The following is a 15603-nucleotide window of genomic DNA, read 5'->3' as shown; positions in this document are numbered from 1 at the left end:
GATGCAGAGCGTTGACACACACGATAGGAACCGCTGAACTTTCTCGATCCGGAATCACGGAGGGGCAGCTTTGCGGTTTTCCAAGCTCAGGCTGAACGGCTTCAAAAGCTTTGTTGATCCTACCGAACTGGTCATTGCCGATGGGCTGACCGGGGTTGTGGGTCCAAACGGTTGCGGCAAATCCAATCTTCTGGAGGCTTTGCGCTGGGTGATGGGCGAGACCCGTGCCAAGGCAATGCGCGGCGGCGGCATGGAAGATGTGATCTTTGCCGGTACTTCGTCGCGGCCTGCGCGCAACTTTGCCGAAGTCAGCCTGCAAATCGACAATTCTGAACGGCTGGCGCCCTCGGGGTTCAATGAGGCGGACGGGCTGGAAATCGTGCGCCGCATCACCCGCGATGTGGGCAGTGCCTACAAGTCGAACAGCAAGGATGTGCGGGCACGCGATGTGCAGATGCTGTTTGCCGATGCCTCGACCGGGGCGCATTCGCCGGCGCTGGTGCGGCAGGGGCAGATCGCCGAGCTGATCAACGCCAAGCCCAAGGCACGGCGGCGTATTCTGGAAGAGGCGGCGGGTATTTCCGGCCTTTATCAGCGGCGCCACGAGGCTGAGCTGAAGCTGAAGAACACCGAAGCCAACCTGCTGCGTGTCGATGACGTGATCGAGCAGCTGGCGGCACAGCTGGCGCAGCTGGCCAAGCAGGCGCGGCAGGCGCAGCGCTACCGAGAGATTGGTGAAAAGCTGCGCCTGGCCGAGGGCATGCTGCTGTACCGCCGCTGGCGCGAAGCGGATGCGTTGCGGCTGGCCTCTGAGGATGAGCTGCGGGCGCGGGTTGAGCAGGCCGCCAAGGCTGAGGCGCTGGTGCGTGCAGCCGCGGCGCAGCGCGGCACGTTTGAAGAAAAGTTGCCGCCCTTGCGGGAAGAGGAGGCGATTGCCGCTGCCATCCTGCAGCGGCTGGCGGTGCAACGGGATTCGCTGGGCGATCAGGAGGCGCAGGCGCGCCAGACCATCGAACGGCTCAGCAGTCGTGTTGTGCAGCTGGGCAACGACATTGAGCGCGAAGCGGGGCTCAACAAGGACGCCGGCGAAACCATCGAAAGGCTGGAGTGGGAGCAGCGCGAGCTTTCCAAGGCCGGTGACGGGCATGACGGAAAGATGGCCGAAGCAGCGGAGCTGGCGCGCGATGCCGACTCGATCTTGCAGGCACGCGAGGATCATCTGGCGCAGGTGACCGAGGATGTGGCCCGTCTGGCGGCTCGCCACCAGTCGGCACGCCGTGCATTAGAGGATTGCCAACGAGCTTTGGGCCGTTCCGAGGGCGAGGCTGAGAAGGCCCGCGCCGCCAAGGGCGAGGCGCAGGATGCCTTGGAACTGGCGGTGGAGAAATTCGAAACTTCGGTGGCCGCTGAGGAAGAGGCCCGCGAGGCCTCGGAAATGGCTGAAGAGGCGCTGGCCGATGCGGATGAGACCCGCACCGAGACACAAAGCCGGGAGGCCGAAGCGCGTTCGCAGCGCTCGGAAGCCGAAGGCGGGCTGGGCGCATTGCGTGCCGAGGTTACGGCGCTGGCCAAACTGGTGGAGCGGGATACCGCCGAGGGGGGGCAGATCCTGGACGAGCTGACCGTGGCTCCGGGGTATGAAAAGGCTCTGGGTGCGGCACTGGCCGATGATCTGCGTGCGCCGCTGGCGGAGGCGGACGGGCCGACGGGCTGGGTGTCGCTGTCCGGTTATGATCAGGATGCGCCCCTGCCCGATGGTGTGCAGCCGCTGGCGCTGTTTGTTTCCGGCCCTGATGCCCTGTCCCGCCGGGTGGCGCAGATCGGACTGGTGGATGGCGATGCGGCAGCAGGGCTGCAGGCGCAGCTGATGCCAGGGCAGCGGCTGGTGACGGTTGAGGGTGACCTATGGCGTTGGGATGGTTACCGCGCCTGGGCCGAGGACGCGCCAAGTGCAGCAGCCCTGCGGCTGGAGCAATTGAACAAGCTGGAAACGCTGAAGCAGGAGATGGAACGTGTCAGCGCCACGGCGGACGGCGCGCGCGCGGCACATGAGATGCTGTTGCGCAAGCTGGAGGAGGTGACGCTGGCCGACCAGAACGCCCGCCAGGCGCGCCGCGTGGCCGACCAGCGGGTGGCTGACGCCGCGCGTGCGCTGAGCCGTGCCGAGGCGGACCGCAACCTGGCTGAGGCCAAACTTGAGACATTGGGGATTGCCGTCTCCCGCCATGAGGAAGACGCGCTGAGTTCCAGCCTGCAGCTGAAAGAGGCGGAAAAAGCGCTGGGGGATCTCGGCAATCTGGACCAGGCCCGCATTGCGGTTGAGGACATCAAGCAGTCGGTCGAGGCGGCGCGGATCACCATGCTGACTCACCGGTCCTCCCACGATGAGCTTCGCCGTGAAGGCGAGGCCCGCACCAAGCGCGCCCAGGAAGTGACCAAGGAACTGTCCGGCTGGCGCCACCGTCTGGAGAGCGCTGAGGCACGGATCGCAGAATTGGCCGAACGCCGCGAAGCCTCGCAAGAAGAGCTGGAAGAGGCAAATGCAGTCCCGGCGGAGATTGCCGGGAAACGCGAGGAGCTGAACGAGGCGATTTCCGAGGCAGAGGTGCGTAAGTCTGCGGCAACAGAAGCGTTGATTGGAGCCGAGGCCGAACTGCGCGACGCGGTTCATAAGGAACGCGAATGCGAGCGGCTGGCATCTGAGGCACGCGAAGCACGCGCCCGCTCCGAGGCGCGCAGCGATGCGGCCAAGGAGGCGGTGACCCAGGCCGCGGGCCGCATCATCGAGGCGCAGCAGATCACCCCGCAGGCATTGCTGGAGAAGCTGGACGTTTCACCGGATGAAATGCCCGCCTCGGATGACCTGGAACACGACGTGGACCGCTGCAAGCGCCAGCGCGATGCTATGGGTGCAGTGAACTTGCGGGCAGAGGAAGACGCCCGCGGCGTGCAGAACGAGCATGACACGCTGGTCGCCGAGAAGCTGGACCTGGAAGGCGCTGTCAAGACCTTGCGCGACGGGATTGCCAGTCTTAACCGCGAGGGGCGCGAACGGCTGCTGACGGCGTTTGAGCAGGTGAACAACAGCTTTGCGATGCTGTTCACCCATCTGTTCGGCGGCGGCGAGGCCAATCTGGTGATGGTCGAAAGCGACGATCCGCTGGATGCGGGCCTGGAGATCATGTGCCAGCCGCCGGGCAAAAAGCTGTCGACCCTGTCGCTGCTGTCGGGTGGCGAGCAGACGCTGACCGCGATGGCGCTGATCTTTGCGGTTTTCCTGTCCAATCCGGCGCCGATCTGTGTGCTGGACGAGGTCGACGCGCCGCTGGATGACGCTAACGTCACCCGCTTCTGCGACCTTCTGGACGAGATGTGCCGCCAGACTGACACCCGTTTCCTGATCATCACCCACCACGCTGTAACGATGGCGCGGATGGACCGGCTGTTTGGGGTCACCATGCAGGAAAAGGGCGTTAGCCAGCTGGTTTCAGTTGACCTGAAGAAAGCAGAGGCGATGGTGGCCTAAGGCAGAGGCACTACTGGGATTGGTGCTTTTGTTTTTGAATTTATTAGTGGAGTGACAAATGAATATGCTCAAAGCAATTGCCGCATCCGTGGTCTTGATGATCCCGGTTGCCGCGGCGGCCCAGAATGTAGTCGCCAAAACCGGCGACAGTGTTGCCGGTTTCTTCAAGGATGAGGGCGCCAAGGTCGAAGTAACCACGGACAGCGTAGGTGATCCCAACCTGAAAGTTGAGTATTACGGCAACGATTTCTCAGTCTATTACTACGGCTGCGATAACAACACCAACTGCGAGGCCATCCAGTTCTTTTCCGGCTATCAGACAGACGGCAGCGTGCGCCTGTCCAAGATCAACGAGTGGAACAATGAAAACCGTTTTGCCCGCGGCTATGTCTCGGAAGAGGGTTCAGCCCGGATCGAAATGGATGTGTTCCTGGGCAACAAGGGCATGAGCCCGGATGATTTTGCCGAGGCAGTGGGGATCTGGAACCGCGCAATGCTGGATTTCGAAGCTTTCATTGACTGGTGAACCCACGAGTCACCGGATCGTGACACCAGCTTAACAAGTGAACCGCTAAGGTAGGGGCATGAAATGGATCATGCCCCTTTTTCTATCTCTGATGGCAGGCAGCGCGTTGGCCGGCGATTGGCCGCTGCGGCCCGGCGACACGGTCTTGGCGCAGGACGAACTGGACGCGCTGTCAGGCCGGTCCTTTCGCTTTTATGATGGCGGAGAGTCTCTGTATGGCAGCGATGGCGCCTATGCTTATACTTACTCGGCGGAGAACGGCGGGGGCACCGCTTGGGGCACTTACCGGATTGCCGCAGATGGCAGCGTCTGCGTGGAGTTCGCCAACGGACTTGGCCGCTGCGATCTGTATGTGCGCAATGGAAGCCGGGTTATCCTGATTACCGAAAAGGGCGAGCGGTTCCCGGTCCGTTAAAGCTTCTGCAGCAGCGCCGGCGTCGGCCAGGCATCAGCGGGCAGGCCAAGGCGGGCTTGCTCTTTTTGCACTGCAATCCGGGTGCGGGCGCCGAGAATGCCGTCGATATCCCCAACGTTATGGCCGCGGGCCTGGAGTATCTGCTGCAACTGCTTCATCTGGGTGCCATTCAGCCCGCTTTCGGGTTGGCCGGCGCTAAAGGCTTCCGCACCTTTCAACCGGTTGGCAAAGTAAGCAGCCGTGAGGACATAGGTAAAGCTCTGGTTCCACTCAAAATAGACGTCAAAGTTAGGGTAAGCGAGGAAAGCCGGCCCCTTGTGGCCCTGCGGCAGCAGAAGCGAAGCGCGCATGGAGGGATCGGGGAGTTTGCCGTCCCGCGCAGAGACGCCCAGACCGCGCCACTGGGCCACGGATTTCTTGCGTCCAGTGCCTGTCAGCGTCAGATCCAGATCCTGAGGGATGATGACCTCTTGCAGCCAGGGCTGGCCCGGTTTCCAACCCAAATGGGACAGCATCCGCGCACCCGACATCAGCGCGTCGGCGGCAGAGGTTTTCAGGCTGACCTGGCCATCGCCGTCGGCATCGACACCATGATCCAGAATATCTCCGGGCAGCATCTGTACCATGCCGATCTCGCCGGCCCAGGCGCCTGTTGTGCGTTTGGGATCGAAATTGCCCTGGTTGAACAGCTCCAGTGCCGAGAAGACCTGCGGCCGGAAAAGCTCCGGGCGGCGGCAGTCATGCGCCAGGGTGACAAGCGCATCGCGGGTGTTGAAATCGCCCTGATAGCCGCCATAGTCGGTCTCGAAGGCCCAGAACGCCAACAGCACACCGCGGTCAATGCCATAGGTGTTCTCAATCCGCTGGAAGGTGGCATCATGTTTTTGCGCCATCTGGCGGCCGCGCTTGATCCGGCTTTGCGAGATCAGGTGGCGGGTGAACTCGATGAAAGGTTTTTGGAACACACCCTGGGCACGGTCGGCCTTAAGCACGCGGGCATCTTTGCGGGTGCCCGAGAAGAAGGCGTTGACAGTGGACGTGTCATATCCGGCCTGCACCGCCTCGTCTTTCATCAGCTTAACAAAATTCTGAAAGCCGCCGCCGCATTGGGCAGTTGCCGCCGCAGGCAGCAGGCTTGCTGCAAGGACGAAGGGCATTAGGCGCATTGATCCGGCGCTCCTTTGTCTGACCGCTCCCGCAGGGCCTTATGTGCTAGAAAACCGTGGCAATGGCAACCGTCAGGACAAGCGCAAGCGCCCAGGTCTGCCAAAGCAGGGTCACGGAGCGGGTGATGGTTTCGGCATTGGCGCTTTTGGCACCAAAGGCATGGACCCAGGGAAAATCGCGCATCTGCCCCTCATAGGATCGCGGGCCGGCCAGTGCGGTGTCCAGCGCCCGCGCCATGGCGGCTTCAGGCCAGCCTGCATTGGGCGACCGGTGCTTCCGGGCGTCTGCAGAAATTGCGCCCCAGTGGCGCAGCTGGCCGCTGGACAGGGCGATAAGCACCCCGGTAAGGCGGGCCGGGATCAGGTTCAACAGGTCGTCCAGACGGGCAGATGCCCAGCCGAAATCCTCATACCGGCTGGTACGGTAGCCGATCATGCTGTCGGCGGTGTTGACCATCTTGTAAGCAATCAGGCCCGGCAACCCGGCAATCAGAAACCAGAAGGCAGGGGCGATGACGCCGTCCGACATGTTCTCGGCGCCGCTTTCAATGGCAGAGCGGGCGGCTTGCGGCGCCGTCATGGCCGCGGTGTCGCGGCTGACGATCATGGCCACCGCTTGGCGGCCATCCTCCAGGCTGCTGCGCAGGCCCTTGGCAACGGCAGCAACATGTTCGATCAGCGAACGCTGGGCGATCAGGATGGCTGCCACCAGGATTTCCACCAGCGTGCCGGGCAGCGACAGCAGCTTGCCGGCGATAATGCCGCAAAGAACCAGCGCCAACGCCGCCAGCACGCCTTTGCCGCGGCGGTTTTGGCCGGTATTAAGCTTGCGGTCGAAGAAGCCGACTGCCTTGCCCATCAGCACCGCCGGATGGGTGATACGGGACCACAGCCATTTGGGCTCGCCGAAAACGGCATCCAGCACCAGGGCCACCGCCAGCATTGCCGCGGTAGTCATAGCGCGGCCTCCAGCCGGTCCCAACCGTCAGCGGGCGGCAGGCCGAGGCGCAGATAGGTTTTGGAATAAGGGAAAATGCGGCTCCAGATGCGGGCGCGGGCAAGTTTATCCTGCCAGGCAGCAGCATCGTCAACATTGTAGAGACGGAACAGATCGGTGCCGCCCACCAGGCTGGCGCCCTTGGCAAGCACCATTTCATCCAGCCGCGCCGCATCCGCCCGGAGCCGGCTGCGGGTGTCTCCGGCCCAGCCGTGGTCCTGCAGGGCCAGCGCGCCAGTTCGCAGGGCCGGGCCGGAGACGGCCCAAGGGCCTTGCCACGTTGACAGAGCGGCGATCAGTTTGGGATCGCCGATCGCAAAGCCCAGCCGCAGGCCGGCGAGGCCCCAGAATTTGCCAAAGCTTTTCAGGACAATCACGCCGGGGCGGGCGGCCATGCGAATCAGGCTCTCCGTTGGGCAGACGTCGCAAAAGCTTTCGTCGATAATAGTGAGCGGTGCGGTGAGTTGCTCTTCTTTCCACATCCGGCCGTCAGGGTTGTTCGGATGCACCGCGACACGGGCCTCAGCCGGGCCATCCACGCGAATCTTCCACCCGCGGGCTTCAAAAGCAGCGGCGTGCTCGTTGTAAGTCGGCTTGCTGATCTGCACCCAGCGCGGCGCGGCCAGCGCAGGCAGGGCTGCGATCAGGGCTGATGCACCGGGGGCAGCCAGGACGGCGGCCTCATCCGGGATGTTCCAGAACGACCGCGCGGCGCGTTCCATATCGGTCAGCGCATCGGCGTCCGGAAGCGCGCCCCAATCTCCGGCAGTAAAGTCCGGCAGCGGATAGGGGTGCGGGTTGATACCGGTGGACAGGTCCATCCAATCGCTGCGGGTTCCGCCGAATTCTGCCATGGCAACGCCCAAATTGCCGCCGTGGTCCCTGGATGGGGCTGCATTTTCATGCGGGAGTTCAAGCATCGCGGTAGCCACCGGTTGAATGTTGCTCCGAACGGATCGGACGTCAAATCAGACACAGCGGTTCATAAAGCAACCGGGACGGGGCGTGAACTCCCTAATTTTAGCGGTATCGTCCGGAATCGCCGGATTGGCGGCTGCCAGCGGCGGATCAGCCGCGCCGGTGCGGTTCTTGCCAGTCGATATCCGGATTGACCGGGATGATCCGGTGCGGGTTGATGGTGTCGTGGCTGTAGTAATAGTGGCGCACGATATGCTGCATGCCGACGGTTTCCGCCACGCCCGGCCATTGGTACAGCTCGCGGGTGTAGGCCCAAAGGTTCGGGTAGTCCGCCAACCGCTTGCGGTTGCACTTGAAATGCACGTGATAGACCGGATCAAACCGCAGGAGTGTGGTGAACAGCCGCCAATCGGCCTCGGTCACGCGGTCCCCCAGCAGGTAGCGGTGTTGCGACAGCAGGTCCTCCAGCCAGTCCAGGCTTTCAAACAGCGGCTTGACTGCGGTGTCATAAGCCTCTTGCGTGGTAGCAAAGCCGCATTTGTAGACGCCGTTATTGATGGTGCTGTAAATGCGGGCGTTCACCGCCTCGATCGGCTCCCGCAGCTCTTCCGGCCAGTAATCGCCGGTGTTGCCGGTGATCCCGTTGAACGCTGAGTTGAGCATTCGGATGATCTCGGCGCTTTCGTTGGAAACGATGGTATCCTGTTCCTTGTCCCACAGAACCGGCACCGTCACCCGGCCGGTATAGCCTGCATCGGCGCGGGTGTAGATCTGGTGCATATGGGAACTGCCGAACAGAGTGTCGCCGGTGGCGCCATGGTCATCCCTGTCAAAGGTCCAGCCTTCGCCCAGCATATCGGGATGCACAACGGAAACGGAGATATGATCCTCCAGCCCCTTCAGCTTGCGGAAGATCAGCGTGCGGTGGGCCCAGGGGCAGGCGAGCGAGACAAAAAGGTGATAGCGTCCGCTTGCTGCCGGGAAGCCGCCTTTGCCCGAAGGACCGGCGCTGCCATCGGCTGTGATCCAGTTGCGGAACTGCGATTCGCTGCGTTTGAACGCGCCGCCATTGGATTTGGTATCATACCACTTGTCGTGCCATTTCCCGTCGATCAAAAGGCCCATCGGGTCTGCTCCTGCTGCTGTGCGCAGGAAACATAGACCTGCTCAGGCCGGGTGCCTATGCAGTGCAGCGCGCAAGCCCTCTGCGCCACTGCACAAGAGCAACAAAATTGCGCGACCGTCAAATTTCCGAAAATGTTCACTTGATTTTATATATTTGTGACGCACCGTTGAAAGAAGGACCCGAGAGACCCTAAGCATTTGGAAGGCCGGAACGATGAATACCTATGTGCCCAAAGCCGTGCAGGAAGCGCTGGACACCGCCCGCCTTCAGGGGATGCGCAAGAAAAGCCGTTTGCGGGTAATGGCGGACAATGAGCTGGTCCCGGTTCTGCGGATGTGGAAGACGGGTTTTTCGGTTGAGGCAGAGACCGCGCCGATGCTGCGCGGGCTGGTCGATCTTTACGAGGGAGCGCGGCACCTGTCGCAATGCCTGATCGTTGCCAGCGAAGAAGAGGGCGGCGAGATGCGCTATGAATTCAAGCGCTCAACACCCGCTGCGGACAGGGCACCGCTGGATTTCTACAAATCCCCGGACGCACCTTCCGGGCTGATCCCCTTCGACCAGTCGCAGGGCAAGATCTGAGCCGCTGGCTCAGGGACGGATTTCAATCTCCGTCCCGATTTCTGCCAGGCGCCACAGCGTTTCCATCTGTTCATTGCTGACAGCGATGCAGCCGGCGGTCCAATCGCCGGGCAGGGTGATCAGATCGCCTACCGAATTCGGCTGTCCATGAATGAAGATGTCGCCGCCGGGGCTGACCCCGGCCGCTTGGGCCTGCTTCCTGTCTTCGGGCTGCGGATAGTTGATTCCCAGCGACAGATGATAGGCACTGTTGGGGTTGCGCCGGTCGATCAGGAATGTGCCTTCGGGCGTTTTTCCGTCACCTTCCTGAAACTTGTCACCTGCCGGTTCGAACCCTAGCGCAATGGGGAACTCCAGCACCGTCTCACCCGCCCGGCTGGCGGTCAGGCGGCGGGCGGATTTTTCGATCAGGATGCGGTCGATCCGCTCCACCGCCGCGGCCTGCGGCGGCGGTGCGGGCCGCGGTGCAAAAGCCTGCCAGGCGGCCCAGGCGGCGCCGGTTAGAATAACCAGCGCCAGAAGACGCAGCAGGCGCTTCATGGTTACTGCAGATCCGAGAAGGCTGCAGTCAGGCGGCGGCAGGCTTCCTCCACCCGTGACCGCTGGGTGGCCAGGTTGAAGCGTTCCATGAGTTCGCCGCCGGTGCCGAAACCGTCGCCGGGCGAAGTCGCGATCTTTGCGTCTTCGCGTAGCCGTTTGATGAATTCCTCGCGGTTCATACCGGTGCCGGAGAAATCCACCCAGGCCAGATAGGTCGATTGCAGCGGCAGTGATTGCAGCCCCGGCAGGGCGTTCACGGTCGCGTCAAACAGTCTTCGGTTGCCTTCCAGGTGGGCGACCTGGGCATCCACCCATTCGGCGCCCTCGGGAGAATACGCGGCGGTGATCATCGCAACACCAAGCGCGCTGGGATCATAGTCCAGCGTGTTCTGCCGGTGCCGCATTGCGGCGCGCAGCTCCGGGTCTGGAATGATCATGTTGCCGGTCCGTTGGCCGGCAATATTGAAGGTTTTCGAAGGCGCGGTCAGGGTCACAGTCCAGGCGCGTGCGTCGGGGGCCGCCACGTCCATCGGCACAAAAGTGCTGCCAGAATAGACTAGGTCATGGTGAATTTCGTCGGAGATCAGAATCAACCCGTTGCGCTTGGCGAACTCTGCCACTGCGCGCAGTTCTTCGGCGGTCCAGACCCGGCCTGAGGGGTTTTGCGGCGAGCACCACAGCAGCAGCTTCTCGGTTCCGTTCAGGCGCGATTGCGCATCGTCGAGGTCCAGATTGTAGGTATCGCCGTCGCGCGCCAGCGGGCATTCGGTAACCTTGCGCCCCGACTTGTTCACCTTGTGCGCAAACTCATGATAAACGGGCGAGAAGATAACAGCGCCATCACCGGGCTGGCTCCAGACATCCAGGCAGAGGGCAATGGCATTGCCCAGCCCTTGCGATGTCAGTACCCAATCGGTTTCAATGTCCCAGCTGTGGCGGGTTTTCATCCACCATTGAACCGCCTGCAGATACTCCGGGTGCTGCCAGGAATAGCCGAAGACACCATGTTCGGCGGCGGCTTTGACGGCATCAATCACGCAAGGCGCAGTTTCATAGTCGGAATCCGCCGTCCACATCGCCAGACCGTCCTGCGCCGGGATGCCGTACAGTTTCTCCATCTTGTCCCATTTCGAACTGTGAGTGCCGCAGCGGTCGGTGATTTTGTCAAAATTCATGTGGTGAATTCCCGTGTCGTTGCCCGTAACTTTGCATGCGAAGCTAGCCGCTGCAGCGGCACGCGCAAGGGGGCGTTGCGATGGCGCTGCTGATCGCATACATGAAGCGCATGAAACGACCGATCCTGATCCATCCCGATCCCCGCCTGAAAAAGGTCTGTGTGCCTGTGCCGGACCTGAGCGATGATTTGCGCGTGCTGGCGGATGACATGCTGGAAACCATGTATGCAGCCCCCGGCATTGGTCTGGCGGCGCCGCAGATCGGTATTCTGCAACGGCTGATCGTGCTGGATTGCGTTAAGGAAGAGGACGGCGATGCGCGCCCCTTGGTGATGTTCAACCCGCAGGTCCTGTCGTCGTCGGACGACACCAACGTCTATGAGGAAGGCTGCCTGTCGATCCCGGACCAGTATGCCGAAGTGACCCGTCCCAGGGTCGTAGAAGTCGAATGGATGGATCGCGACGGCAATGCGCAGCGCGAGACCTTCGACGGGCTTTGGGCCACTTGCGTGCAGCATGAGATCGACCACTTGAATGGCAAGCTGTTCATCGATTACCTGAAACCGCTGAAGCGCCAGATGATCACCCGCAAGATGCAGAAGTTGAAGCGCGAACGCGCCCGCGCCTGAGGAAACATCAGACATGACCGTCCGCACCTGCCTGCCCTGGCCTGACAAGCGCCTGCGCACCAAGGCCGAAGACGTGAGCGAAATCACCAGTGAGATTCGTGAAATCTGGAACGACATGGTTGATACTATGGACGCGATGCCGGGCGTGGGCCTGGCCGCCAACCAGATCGGCGTGATGCTGCGGCTGGCAGTGGTGGACGGCTCCACCGAACGCGGCCGCGCGGTGAAGCTGGCCAACCCGGAGATCCTGCACTCCTCGATCGAACTGCGCGAGCATGACGAAGCCAGCCCCAATCTGCCGGGCGTCTCAGCCAAGATCAAACGCCCGCGTGCCGTGACCGTCCGTTTCATCAACGAACAGGGCATGGTTGACCGCAAGGATTTTATCGGAATTGAGGCGACCTCGGTACAGCATCAGATCGATCATCTGAACGGCAGGATGTATTTCGACCGTCTAAGCAAGGTGAAACGCGACATGCTGATCCGCAAGGCGAAAAAGCTGAACGGCTGAGGCCGGATTTCATTTCCCGGGCCGCTTGGGCCCGGTTCGCGCCCGGCCCCGTCCCCAGGACGGACGCGAAACTGCGTAAGGCCCGTTTTGACGGCTGCGGGCAGGGCAACCGGGGCAGGGGATGCAGATGCGTATTATCTTCATGGGAACGCCTGATTTTTCGGTGCCGGTGCTGGATGCGCTGGTCGATGCAGAGCACGAAATTGCCGCCGTTTACTGCCAGCCTCCCCGGCCTGCAGGCCGCGGTAAGAAGGACCGGCCCGCGCCCGTCCACGCCCGCGCCGCCGCCTTGGGACTGGAAGTGCGCCATCCAGTTTCTCTGAAAGGGGCAGAAGAACAGGAAGCCTTTGCGGCTTTGAATGCGGATGTGGCGGTGGTTGTGGCCTACGGTCTGATCCTGCCGCAGGCGGTTCTGGACGCACCCGAACATGGCTGCCTGAACATCCACGCCAGCCTCTTGCCGCGCTGGCGCGGTGCGGCGCCGATCCACCGGGCGATCATGGCGGGTGATCCGGAAACCGGCATTTGCATCATGCAGATGGAGGCAGGGTTGGACACCGGTCCAGTGCTGCTGCGGGAGGCCACCGCAGTCGGGGACGGGGAAACTACCGCCCAGCTGCATGACCGGCTGTCGGAGATGGGCGCTGCGCTGATCGTGGACGCCCTAAGCCGCCTGGCAGAGCTGACGCCTGAGGTGCAGCCGGAGGCGGGTGTTACCTATGCCGAAAAGATCGACAAAGGCGAGGCGCAGATAAACTGGACCCGTCCGGCGGCTGAAGTGGACCGTCAGATCCGCGGGCTGTCGCCCTTCCCCGGCGCCTGGTGCGAAATCGAGGGCCAGCGGGTCAAGCTGCTGGCGTCGCGTTTGGCAAAGGGTCAAGGCGCGCCGGGCGAAGTTCTGGATGACAATCTGACAATCGCTTGCGGGTCCGGGGCGGTCCAGCTGTTGCGCTTGCAACGGGCAGGTAAAAGCGCGCAGGATCCTGAAGCATTCTTACGTGGCTACCCTGTTTCGAAGGGCTGCCGCCTGTAACCTGGAGCCGGGCATGATTCTGACCCTGATGGGCACCGTGGTGATTGCCGGTATTGTCGGCTACGCTTCTGAACGCAGCGGCTTTACCAGCAATGGCTATGTGCCATCGATCATCATTTGCACTGGCGGTGCGTTCCTGTTCTATTTCATGCGGCTGATGTTCGGCATCGGCTTCAGCGCGCCGGGCTGGAATGCGATTGCTTCTTCCATCGGGGCCTTGGTGATCGTGCCGACCCATTGGCGCAGATAGGGAGATTGCTATGCCCGTTCTTGCATTGATTATCATCGGCGCTGCGGCAGGTTTCCTGGCGACCCGGCTGATGCGGCTTGAAACCGATATTATCACAACTGTTGTGATTGGCATGGCCGGTGCATTGATCGGCGGGCTGGTGCTGCGCGCCCTGCTGGCGGTCATGGGGTTCATGGCCGGCTTTGCCGGCGCGGTACTGGGCGCTTTGGTGCTGATCTGGCTTTGGCAGCGTTATCTGCACAAGTAATCCCGGCTGAGGTACACAGGCCACAGCCGAAGGGAGAACGCGCGATTTCTGCTGCACCGGGCCGCTGAATGAATACAATATCTCAACCGCTGAGCAATGCGGTGGAAAATCGAGGCAGAGGGCATTTGCAGATGACACAGGACAGCGGCCAGCCCGGCGCGCCGAACGTGGTGGTTGTGACCACCATGAAGGATGAAGGCGCCTATATTCTCGACTGGATCAGCCACTACAAATCCATTGGTGTCAGCGATTTTGTCATCTTCACCAATGAATGCTCCGATCCCACGGACCATATCCTGCGCTGTCTGCACCGGATGGGTGTAATCGAACACCGGTTCAGCCGGGTTGTGCGCCGCGGCCCGCACAAAAGCGCACTGATGTGGGCGGAGTACGAGCCCAAGGTGAACAATGCCGACTGGGTTCTGGTGATCGACGTCGATGAATATCTGCAGATCAATTCCGGTGACGGCACGTTGCCGGGGCTGCTGGCAGAGCGGGCGGATGCAGATGCGGTTTCCTTTGTTTGGCGCATTTTCGGCAATGCGGGTGTTGGACCTGTGGATCACCCCCCTGTGCCTCAGGCCTTTGTGCTGGCTGAACCCGCGGCGGGGCTCCCGGATGAACACCGTTTCTTCAAGACAGCGTTCCGCAAAAATGGGAAATTCACCCGTATGGGGGTTCACCGCCCTTTTCTTGCGGACACGGCGGGCGAGGTGAACTGGCAGCTTGCCGATGGCACACGCCTGCCGGAGGATGAGCTGGAAGGCGCCCTGTACGTGCGCGGCGGCTACGGCTATTCTGCAGCGCAGCTCAACCACTATGCGCTGCGGTCGCGTGACGGGTTCCTGAACAAGAAAGCGCGTGGCCGGGCAAACCACTTCACCTCCTCCATCGAGCCAGGCTACTGGCACAAGTTTGATAAGAATGAAGAAGAAGACCGGCGGCTGGCGGACAATTTCTCAGCCGCGCTGCAGATCAAGGAAGACCTTCTGCAAGACGACAATCTGCGGGAATATCATGAAATGGCGCTGGTCTGGCATCGGCGCAAGGGCCGGAAAGCCAGGATCAGCAAGGACGGCCAGGAGTTTCTGAACTCGTTGGCTGACAGCCGCAAAACCGCCTGATTGCGGCTGATTGGTAGCGGGTGCCATTCGTGTCAGCGCGTCTTGGCTTCCGGTGGCGGCAGATTGAGCAGCCTTGCTCCGCAGCCGCCGCGTATCTGATTGCGCTGGTGACAGTTTCCGGATCCGGGTTGTGAAGATTGGGTTCACAATCAGGTATTTCCGGTTGATTGGAGGAAGGCGCCCATTGTTCTGGCCGCAAGTCGGTCTTAACTGCGCGGCGGGCGGCTTTTGTAGACAGGCAGGTGCCAGCCGAACAGGATGGAACCTGCCCGCAATGTCCAGCACACCCCGGCGCAGGCCAGCAGGGCAAACCGCACCTCCAGTCCCAGCCAGATCATCATAACGGCAGTGATCGCTCCTGCCATGGCGCAGGAGATGTACAGCTCACCCTGTTTCAGCACCAATGGCACCTCGTTGCAGACGACGTCGCGCATCAAACCGCCCATGGTTCCGGTAGCCATGCCCATCAGCACGGTGATCACCGGCGGGCTGTCCAGCGCCAGCGCAGCACCTGTCCCCGCGGGGACGGCCACGGCCAGCGCAAAACTGTCGAGCCACACGACCCAGCGCAACCGGCTTTCCAGCAAATGCGCAGTGAAGAACACGGCCACCGCTGCAAAGGCCGCAAGCAGGATGTAATTCGGGTTGCCGATCCAAAACACCGGATTGCGGTCCAAAAGCAGGTCGCGCAGCGTGCCGCCGCCAAGCGCAGTCAGGCAGGCAACAAAAGCAAAGCCGACGATATCCAGCTGTGCCCGGCTGGCTACCAGTGCGCCGGACAGGGCAAAAACCAGAACAGAAGCGTAATCCAGCAGCGCCAGAAATGTCATGGGCAGTG

At 61.9% G+C, this 15603-nt stretch carries 17 protein-coding genes; 10 read left to right on the top strand and 7 right to left on the bottom strand.

Annotation, left to right across the window (positions count from 1 at the left end; translation table 11 throughout):
* Nucleotides 1-70 precede the first annotated feature (70 nt).
* The 3 genes from ETW23_RS18235 (at nucleotide 71) to ETW23_RS18225 (ending at nucleotide 4467) form a co-directional block, all read left to right on the top strand.
* Nucleotides 71-3526: a chromosome segregation SMC family protein gene (locus tag ETW23_RS18235; RefSeq protein ID WP_134830839.1), complete on the top strand. Its 3456-nt coding sequence runs from the start codon at nucleotides 71-73 to the stop codon at nucleotides 3524-3526.
* A 58-nt stretch (nucleotides 3527-3584) separates the two neighbouring features.
* Nucleotides 3585-4052 carry a YbjN domain-containing protein gene (locus tag ETW23_RS18230; RefSeq protein ID WP_134830838.1) on the top strand — a complete coding sequence of 156 codons (468 nt, stop codon included), beginning with the start codon at nucleotides 3585-3587 and terminating at the stop codon, nucleotides 4050-4052.
* 70 nt (nucleotides 4053-4122) lie between these two features.
* The gene (locus ETW23_RS18225) at nucleotides 4123-4467 is read left to right on the top strand and encodes a hypothetical protein (RefSeq protein WP_348773135.1); all 345 of its coding nucleotides are present in this window, start codon (nucleotides 4123-4125) and stop codon (nucleotides 4465-4467) included.
* Here the strand turns inward: ETW23_RS18225 and ETW23_RS18220 are convergent.
* From ETW23_RS18220 to ETW23_RS18205, 4 genes are all read right to left on the bottom strand, one after another.
* On the bottom strand, nucleotides 4464-5633 hold the full coding sequence (locus ETW23_RS18220) for a lytic murein transglycosylase (RefSeq protein WP_134830837.1): 1170 nt from the start codon (nucleotides 5631-5633) through the stop codon (nucleotides 4464-4466). The two genes, ETW23_RS18225 and ETW23_RS18220, sit on opposite strands and share 4 nt — an antisense overlap.
* A gap of 46 nt (nucleotides 5634-5679) precedes the next feature.
* The gene (gene cbiB / locus ETW23_RS18215; RefSeq protein ID WP_134830836.1) at nucleotides 5680-6591 is read right to left on the bottom strand and encodes an adenosylcobinamide-phosphate synthase CbiB; all 912 of its coding nucleotides are present in this window, start codon (nucleotides 6589-6591) and stop codon (nucleotides 5680-5682) included.
* Entirely contained in the window at nucleotides 6588-7550 is a 963-nt protein-coding gene (locus ETW23_RS18210) for a threonine-phosphate decarboxylase (RefSeq protein WP_134830835.1), read from the bottom strand. The genes cbiB and ETW23_RS18210 overlap by 4 nt, the downstream gene beginning before the upstream one ends.
* A 148-nt stretch (nucleotides 7551-7698) precedes the next feature.
* Nucleotides 7699-8673, bottom strand: coding sequence for a glutathione S-transferase family protein (locus ETW23_RS18205; protein WP_134830834.1), 975 nt, complete (start codon nucleotides 8671-8673; stop codon nucleotides 7699-7701).
* Between the two features lie 214 nt (nucleotides 8674-8887).
* Here ETW23_RS18205 and ETW23_RS18200 point away from each other — a divergent pair, with 214 nt between their 5' ends.
* A complete protein-coding gene (locus ETW23_RS18200; RefSeq protein ID WP_134830833.1) occupies nucleotides 8888-9256 on the top strand; it encodes a hypothetical protein in 369 nt (122 codons plus the stop codon).
* A 9-nt stretch (nucleotides 9257-9265) separates the two neighbouring features.
* On the opposite strand, the gene ETW23_RS18195 is transcribed toward ETW23_RS18200, so the two are convergent.
* Complete coding sequence (locus ETW23_RS18195; RefSeq protein WP_134830832.1) at nucleotides 9266-9796, bottom strand: murein L,D-transpeptidase family protein; 531 nt, start codon at nucleotides 9794-9796, stop codon at nucleotides 9266-9268.
* 2 nt (nucleotides 9797-9798) lie between these two features.
* Nucleotides 9799-10971 carry a MalY/PatB family protein gene (locus ETW23_RS18190; RefSeq protein ID WP_134830831.1) on the bottom strand — a complete coding sequence of 391 codons (1173 nt, stop codon included), beginning with the start codon at nucleotides 10969-10971 and terminating at the stop codon, nucleotides 9799-9801.
* A 110-nt stretch (nucleotides 10972-11081) separates the two neighbouring features.
* Here ETW23_RS18190 and def (ETW23_RS18185) point away from each other — a divergent pair, with 110 nt between their 5' ends.
* From def (ETW23_RS18185) to ETW23_RS18160, 6 genes are all read left to right on the top strand, one after another.
* A complete protein-coding gene (gene def, locus ETW23_RS18185) occupies nucleotides 11082-11600 on the top strand; it encodes a peptide deformylase (protein ID WP_129372793.1) in 519 nt (172 codons plus the stop codon).
* Nucleotides 11601-11613: 13 nt separating this feature from the next.
* Nucleotides 11614-12111 carry a peptide deformylase gene (gene def, locus ETW23_RS18180; protein ID WP_134830830.1) on the top strand — a complete coding sequence of 166 codons (498 nt, stop codon included), beginning with the start codon at nucleotides 11614-11616 and terminating at the stop codon, nucleotides 12109-12111.
* A gap of 127 nt (nucleotides 12112-12238) precedes the next feature.
* Nucleotides 12239-13144 (top strand): methionyl-tRNA formyltransferase, encoded by a 906-nt coding sequence (gene fmt / locus ETW23_RS18175; protein WP_134830829.1) that lies wholly within the window; start codon nucleotides 12239-12241, stop codon nucleotides 13142-13144.
* A 13-nt stretch (nucleotides 13145-13157) separates the two neighbouring features.
* Nucleotides 13158-13394, top strand: coding sequence for a hypothetical protein (locus tag ETW23_RS18170; RefSeq protein WP_129369315.1), 237 nt, complete (start codon nucleotides 13158-13160; stop codon nucleotides 13392-13394).
* Nucleotides 13395-13404: 10 nt separating this feature from the next.
* Nucleotides 13405-13641, top strand: a complete 237-nt coding sequence (locus tag ETW23_RS18165; protein ID WP_134830828.1) for a GlsB/YeaQ/YmgE family stress response membrane protein — start codon at nucleotides 13405-13407, stop codon at nucleotides 13639-13641.
* 131 nt (nucleotides 13642-13772) lie between these two features.
* On the top strand, nucleotides 13773-14765 hold the full coding sequence (locus tag ETW23_RS18160) for a glycosyltransferase family 2 protein (RefSeq protein ID WP_164982661.1): 993 nt from the start codon (nucleotides 13773-13775) through the stop codon (nucleotides 14763-14765).
* 206 nt (nucleotides 14766-14971) lie between these two features.
* On the opposite strand, the gene ETW23_RS18155 is transcribed toward ETW23_RS18160, so the two are convergent.
* The gene (locus ETW23_RS18155; RefSeq protein ID WP_129369318.1) at nucleotides 14972-15595 is read right to left on the bottom strand and encodes a trimeric intracellular cation channel family protein; all 624 of its coding nucleotides are present in this window, start codon (nucleotides 15593-15595) and stop codon (nucleotides 14972-14974) included.
* Nucleotides 15596-15603 lie beyond the last annotated feature (8 nt).

It is taken from the genome of Leisingera sp. NJS201 (assembly GCF_004535885.1).
Lineage (GTDB): Bacteria > Pseudomonadota > Alphaproteobacteria > Rhodobacterales > Rhodobacteraceae > Leisingera.
The sequence above is the reverse complement of the archived record's forward strand: the minus strand, read 5'-3'. Positions and strand labels throughout refer to the sequence as shown.

What these genes read in the sequence shown, in the direction of transcription:
- ETW23_RS18230 (WP_134830838.1), top strand. Translation starts at nt 3,585, where the DNA reads ATGAATATGCTCAAAGCAATTGCCGCATCCGTGGTCTTGATGATCCCG.
- ETW23_RS18225 (WP_348773135.1), top strand. Translation starts at nt 4,123, where the DNA reads ATGCCCCTTTTTCTATCTCTGATGGCAGGCAGCGCGTTGGCCGGCGAT.
- ETW23_RS18220 (WP_134830837.1), bottom strand. Translation starts at nt 5,633, where the DNA reads ATGCGCCTAATGCCCTTCGTCCTTGCAGCAAGCCTGCTGCCTGCGGCG.
- cbiB (WP_134830836.1), bottom strand. Translation starts at nt 6,591, where the DNA reads ATGACTACCGCGGCAATGCTGGCGGTGGCCCTGGTGCTGGATGCCGTT.
- ETW23_RS18210 (WP_134830835.1), bottom strand. Translation starts at nt 7,550, where the DNA reads ATGCTTGAACTCCCGCATGAAAATGCAGCCCCATCCAGGGACCACGGC.
- ETW23_RS18205 (WP_134830834.1), bottom strand. Translation starts at nt 8,673, where the DNA reads ATGGGCCTTTTGATCGACGGGAAATGGCACGACAAGTGGTATGATACC.
- ETW23_RS18200 (WP_134830833.1), top strand. Translation starts at nt 8,888, where the DNA reads ATGAATACCTATGTGCCCAAAGCCGTGCAGGAAGCGCTGGACACCGCC.
- ETW23_RS18195 (WP_134830832.1), bottom strand. Translation starts at nt 9,796, where the DNA reads ATGAAGCGCCTGCTGCGTCTTCTGGCGCTGGTTATTCTAACCGGCGCC.
- ETW23_RS18190 (WP_134830831.1), bottom strand. Translation starts at nt 10,971, where the DNA reads ATGAATTTTGACAAAATCACCGACCGCTGCGGCACTCACAGTTCGAAA.
- def (WP_129372793.1), top strand. Translation starts at nt 11,082, where the DNA reads ATGAAACGACCGATCCTGATCCATCCCGATCCCCGCCTGAAAAAGGTC.
- def (WP_134830830.1), top strand. Translation starts at nt 11,614, where the DNA reads ATGACCGTCCGCACCTGCCTGCCCTGGCCTGACAAGCGCCTGCGCACC.
- fmt (WP_134830829.1), top strand. Translation starts at nt 12,239, where the DNA reads ATGCGTATTATCTTCATGGGAACGCCTGATTTTTCGGTGCCGGTGCTG.
- ETW23_RS18170 (WP_129369315.1), top strand. Translation starts at nt 13,158, where the DNA reads ATGATTCTGACCCTGATGGGCACCGTGGTGATTGCCGGTATTGTCGGC.
- ETW23_RS18165 (WP_134830828.1), top strand. Translation starts at nt 13,405, where the DNA reads ATGCCCGTTCTTGCATTGATTATCATCGGCGCTGCGGCAGGTTTCCTG.
- ETW23_RS18160 (WP_164982661.1), top strand. Translation starts at nt 13,773, where the DNA reads ATGACACAGGACAGCGGCCAGCCCGGCGCGCCGAACGTGGTGGTTGTG.
- ETW23_RS18155 (WP_129369318.1), bottom strand. Translation starts at nt 15,595, where the DNA reads ATGACATTTCTGGCGCTGCTGGATTACGCTTCTGTTCTGGTTTTTGCC.